This window comes from Syntrophorhabdaceae bacterium (assembly GCA_028713955.1).
Classification (GTDB): domain Bacteria; phylum Desulfobacterota; class Syntrophorhabdia; order Syntrophorhabdales; family Syntrophorhabdaceae; genus UBA5609.
The window spans coordinates 1-4,386 of sequence record JAQTNJ010000254.1; the positions used below are offsets into that span (position 1 = coordinate 1).

General features: G+C 47.6%; 7 protein-coding genes. All 7 read right to left on the reverse strand.

Annotation, left to right across the window (positions count from 1 at the left end):
• The coding region (locus PHU49_15115) for a hypothetical protein (protein ID MDD5245336.1) at window positions 1-442 on the reverse strand (442 nt) is incomplete at its 3' end.
• Window positions 439-1,125 (reverse strand): ABC transporter ATP-binding protein, encoded by a 687-nt coding sequence (locus PHU49_15120; GenBank protein ID MDD5245337.1) that lies wholly within the window; start codon window positions 1,123-1,125, stop codon window positions 439-441. The genes PHU49_15115 and PHU49_15120, both read right to left, overlap by 4 nt.
• A 7-nt stretch (window positions 1,126-1,132) precedes the next feature.
• Complete coding sequence (locus PHU49_15125) at window positions 1,133-2,266, reverse strand: FtsX-like permease family protein (GenBank protein MDD5245338.1); 1,134 nt, start codon at window positions 2,264-2,266, stop codon at window positions 1,133-1,135.
• A complete protein-coding gene (locus tag PHU49_15130; protein ID MDD5245339.1) occupies window positions 2,263-2,577 on the reverse strand; it encodes a hypothetical protein in 315 nt (104 codons plus the stop codon). Before PHU49_15130 ends, PHU49_15125 begins: the two co-directional genes overlap by 4 nt.
• On the reverse strand, window positions 2,577-3,071 hold the full coding sequence (locus PHU49_15135; protein ID MDD5245340.1) for a nitrous oxide reductase accessory protein NosL: 495 nt from the start codon (window positions 3,069-3,071) through the stop codon (window positions 2,577-2,579). Before PHU49_15135 ends, PHU49_15130 begins: the two co-directional genes overlap by 1 nt.
• Window positions 3,071-3,595, reverse strand: coding sequence for a nitrous oxide reductase accessory protein NosL (locus tag PHU49_15140; protein ID MDD5245341.1), 525 nt, complete (start codon window positions 3,593-3,595; stop codon window positions 3,071-3,073). Before PHU49_15140 ends, PHU49_15135 begins: the two co-directional genes overlap by 1 nt.
• A 243-nt stretch (window positions 3,596-3,838) precedes the next feature.
• On the reverse strand, window positions 3,839-4,386 hold a 548-nt coding region (locus PHU49_15145; protein MDD5245342.1), incomplete at its 5' end, for a response regulator transcription factor.

The window sequence follows — 4,386 nt, forward strand, 5'->3', positions numbered from 1 at the left end:
TAATGATGAAGGGGACTATAACCAGAAGAAAGAGGTATTTCTTTTTTATCAACGGGTAATCAACGGCTTTGTTGTCTGTATAATTCAGAATGAGCCACACTCCCCCGAAAAGAAAATTTACGATCTTCAGGAGCATCGTCGGATAGCCGTAGCTATTCACATTCAGCGTGCCTGCCGCACACATTGCGCCCACGAAGAGATTGCTCAGTTTATCCGCCGTAAAAATAAAAAGGAAGAGGGAGAGGAGCTGAAAGCAAAAGGCATAGCTCATAATTGTTGAGACAAGATATGTCTTTCTTTCAAGGTTTAACTGCAGCTCCCTGCCGTCCTTCAAATCCCAGTGTTTTAAGATGCTTACTCCATAATAGGCGGCATAGAGCGCCATGAAGCTGACGAGGATAGAACCCGTGAAGAGGGCGATAACAGCGGGGTGCATGATCATGGGTATATCCCCGGGGACAGGACTTTTCCATCGCGGAACTCGATGACCCTGTTTACGTCAGGCGCATCACAGACCAGGGGATCATGGCTCGCAATGATGACCGTTCTCCCTTCCCCGTTAAGCTGTACCATGATCTCGATAAATTCCCGGGACAGCTTGGTGTCGAGATGGGCAGTAGGTTCATCCGCGATAATGATCTGAGGATTATTGATAAGTGCCCGTGCAATCACTACGCGCTGGGCTTCCCCTCCTGACAGCCATTCTATCCTGGATTTTCTTTTGTGGGATATGTTAAAGAGATCGAGAAGATCAAGGGCCCTCTTCCTGAGCAACGTGTATCTTTCTCCGCCCGGATAGGCCGGGATCATAACATTTTCCAGGGCCGTTATGCCCCTGATGAGGTTGAATTGCTGGAATATGAATCCGAAGGTCTTACGCCGTATCTCCGTGAGAAACCGTTCAGGAAGACTTGTAATCTCCCTGCCGAGGATATGCACCCTCCCGGCTGTAGGCTTTGACATGGCGCCGATAATGCTTAAAATGGTCGTCTTTCCTGATCCGCTGGGACCTTTCAACACGGTGAGCCTGTGAGGCTCAATGGTGAGGCTGATATCGTCAACCGCCGTAAACTCGTTGGTGTTGCCTTTATGAAAAACTTTTGTAACGTTCCTGAGTTCTATCATTTTCCGCTTAGAGCCTCATTACTTCATCAGGGTCAACAATCGCGGCCTTCCAGGAAGGTATGATCGTGGCCGCAGTGTAAGGGACGACGGTAAGGAAGAATAACGCCGCTATCTGGTAGGGGTCCACGTACGGGATGAGACGGAAGTGCGGATAGAGTACGGACCATCCTTTGAGAACCGGTTCAAAAAATATATAGGATGCAAAAAAGATATGAATATAGGCAAAAACAACTCCCATGAGAAAAGAAGAGAGGGAGATAACAATCCCTTCCCATGACTTCATGGTAATAACTTCGGAGGTCTCCCATCCGACTGCCTTTAATATGCCGATCTCACGCCTTTCCTCAGCGCTGAGGCTTGACGCCTTGTCCCAGGCAAAGATCGCGAAGGCAAGAACGGCTCCCGCAAGAATGAATACAAGGAGGCCTCCACGCCAGTCAAAGATGGCATCATATGTCCGCAATATCTCTTCCCTGAGAATGGGCCGTGTATCAGGAAGGAGTCTTTTTATTTTATCGGCCACAGTGGCCATTTCTTTCGCATTCCTCACCTGCAGGGTAAGATCCGTGTAATATCCTTTCGCTATGCCGAAGAGCGCCCTGAAGTCGTCCTCGGAGATCACCACCAGGTCTGAGGAAACAAGTTCTGATTCCGGAGAAAACACCTCTGTTACTTCGAAACTGATATAGGGGCCATCATACGCCTTGAAGGGTACCAGTTCCCCTTTCTGCGTGTTGAGTGTTCTTGACACCCCGCTCCCTATGGCGATAGTCCCGACCTTGTCCCGATAATCGTCGGTTACAACCAGGGTATAATTGGCCCCTGTCGTAGGCTCATAATAATATCCCCACAGGCGGCCTTTTACTGCGCGCACCCCGGGCAATTTTTCTATGAAAGGAATGTACCTGACCGGTATCATGTCGTGTCTTCCCCCGGTCACCTTCTGCACAACGATCTCCGGGCTATTCTTCAAAACAAGCGACGCCTCTTTCTTGATCGAGCTGGTGAAGAAAAAGATCGATGCCAGGATGAAAACGATCACCGTATAGACTGCAAGCAGCGCCAGGTTCTTTCCCCGTCTCCGCAAAAGTGAGGAGAGAGCAAAGTCAATGATGTTCCTCTGTTTCTCGATCCATATCATTTCTTCTCCAGATCATATCTTGCCAGGTGCTCCGGCGGGGAGATAATCGATCCTGAAGGAAAATGCTCCATGGACAGGGGGTGATCCTGAAAAGGTGTGGAAAAATCTGCCATTACAGGGTTTCGTGTGTACCGTGCGTCCGTAAAGAGACAGAGGTCTGTAAGCTGATACTTTTCCACCATCCCGGCGCGCTCCCTGAGAAGAGGTGTATTGTTCCTCCCTTCAAAAAAGGCATGGGTAAACACAAGGAGCAGCGCGAAGACGTTCACCGTAAGACACAGGAAAAAGATATTCGATTTTCTTTTGAGCATCAATCAAGCCCTTTTATGACAGAAACAGTGATGTCCTGGAACCTGAGCACGCTTTTACCTTTATGGTCTTTCATGAACTCTTTCGCTTCACCAACCTTTTCAAAGGGTATCAGTTCTTTGCCCATTGGCCCATACACGTCACTTCCATGAACATAGGACGCCTTGCGCCCATCGACAGGGTTTAAGCTGTAGTAATCGGTAACATAGATAGAATCGATATCGGTCTCCTTTTGTCCGGGATTGTATTTGGGCAAATTGAAATAATATTTAAACATATCCTTGGTCCCGTCAAAAAAGGCAATAGAACCATCTTTAAAAATTATCTGTGCAACAAAATCAGGATACTTTGCCACGAACATACCGCATACAGGACACTTGTCCTTTGACGTTGGTTTTGCGGGCTTTTTCTCTCCACCCAACAGGGCTGGCGCCATCAGGAGCACTATCATGACAGCGACAACGGCATGTCTCATGAAGTTCCTTTGAAGGCGCATTACCTCTTCTCCTGCATCTGCATCTTTCTCATCTTCCTTTTATCCCGTATCATCTTAGTATCGGCATACATATCCTCATAAGAAGTCTTCATGGCCTGGTCAAAGGTGGCAATATCCCCGCCATTGGTTTTTACAAAAGCCTCTGCATTCTCTCTTTTTTCGAAGGCCCATTTAGCTTTTTTGCTCATTACACCGGGCTTGCTTCCGCCAATGACCCAGGTGGCCTTCTCCGCGTCGATAAGTTTTTTCGTGTTGTAATCTCCGACCTGGATAGACTTTGGCGTTTTATCCAGTTTAAGAGAAAGATCCACCGCGGCGCAGTGGAGACTGCAAACACCGACCTCTGTATTATCATCATAGGTAATAAGCATCCTGCTGAACGCAAACTGTTCCCTGCTCATGCCGCAGTACCCGCATGTCTTGTATTTCTGGATGTCCTCCTGTGCAAAGAGTGGACTGCCCGACAGAAGAAAAGCCACGATCAATAACCCTGTTAAGAACAATAACTTTACTTTCTTATTCATACCATCCTCCTTTGAATTTATTAATGCTTTCCATTAAATTACAAAAAAAACAATCATTCCGTCTGTCACAAAATCGACAATTCTTTTGTAGTCTCTTTTTACTACATGAATTTTAATGACAAAGACAGTTTATGAACAATTCAAGCTCTAAACACAAATTTCTAAATCCTGAACAGGCTCAAATGAGAGCTGTCAGAAGTCACTTCGATATTAGTATTTAGAGCTTGTTTTTAAAAAAGTTTTTTATTCTACCAGGCCGTGTGTCACGGCATAATGGATCAGCTCGTTCGTTCCTTTCACGCCGATCTTTTCGAGGATGCGGACCCGGTACGTCCGGATTGAATTAATGCTCAGGTGGAGCTCTTCAGCGATCTCCTTCATGGTCTTCCCGCTGCCGAACATGCGCATCACCTGGAACTCACGGTTGGAGAGCCTTTCATGGACGGGTTTTGCGGCATCTGACTCAAAATCAAGGACAAGCTGTTCAGCAAATGCAGGGCTCACGTATCTCTTCCCGGAGAGGATCTTCCGCACTGCAAGGACAAGCTCGTCTGCGGCGCTCTGCTTGGTGAGGTACCCCTGTGCCCCTGCCTTCAGGGCACGGAGCGCGTACTGTTCTTCAGGATACATGCTGATGACAAGGACGGGGAGCTTCGGTTTCTTCTTTTTCAGCTCTTTAAGGACCTCGAGCCCGTTGATGTCGGGAAGGGAGATATCGAGGAGGACCAGATCGTAATCACTCGCCTGGATCTTATTTATCAGCTCATACCCTCTCCCGGCTTCATCGACCT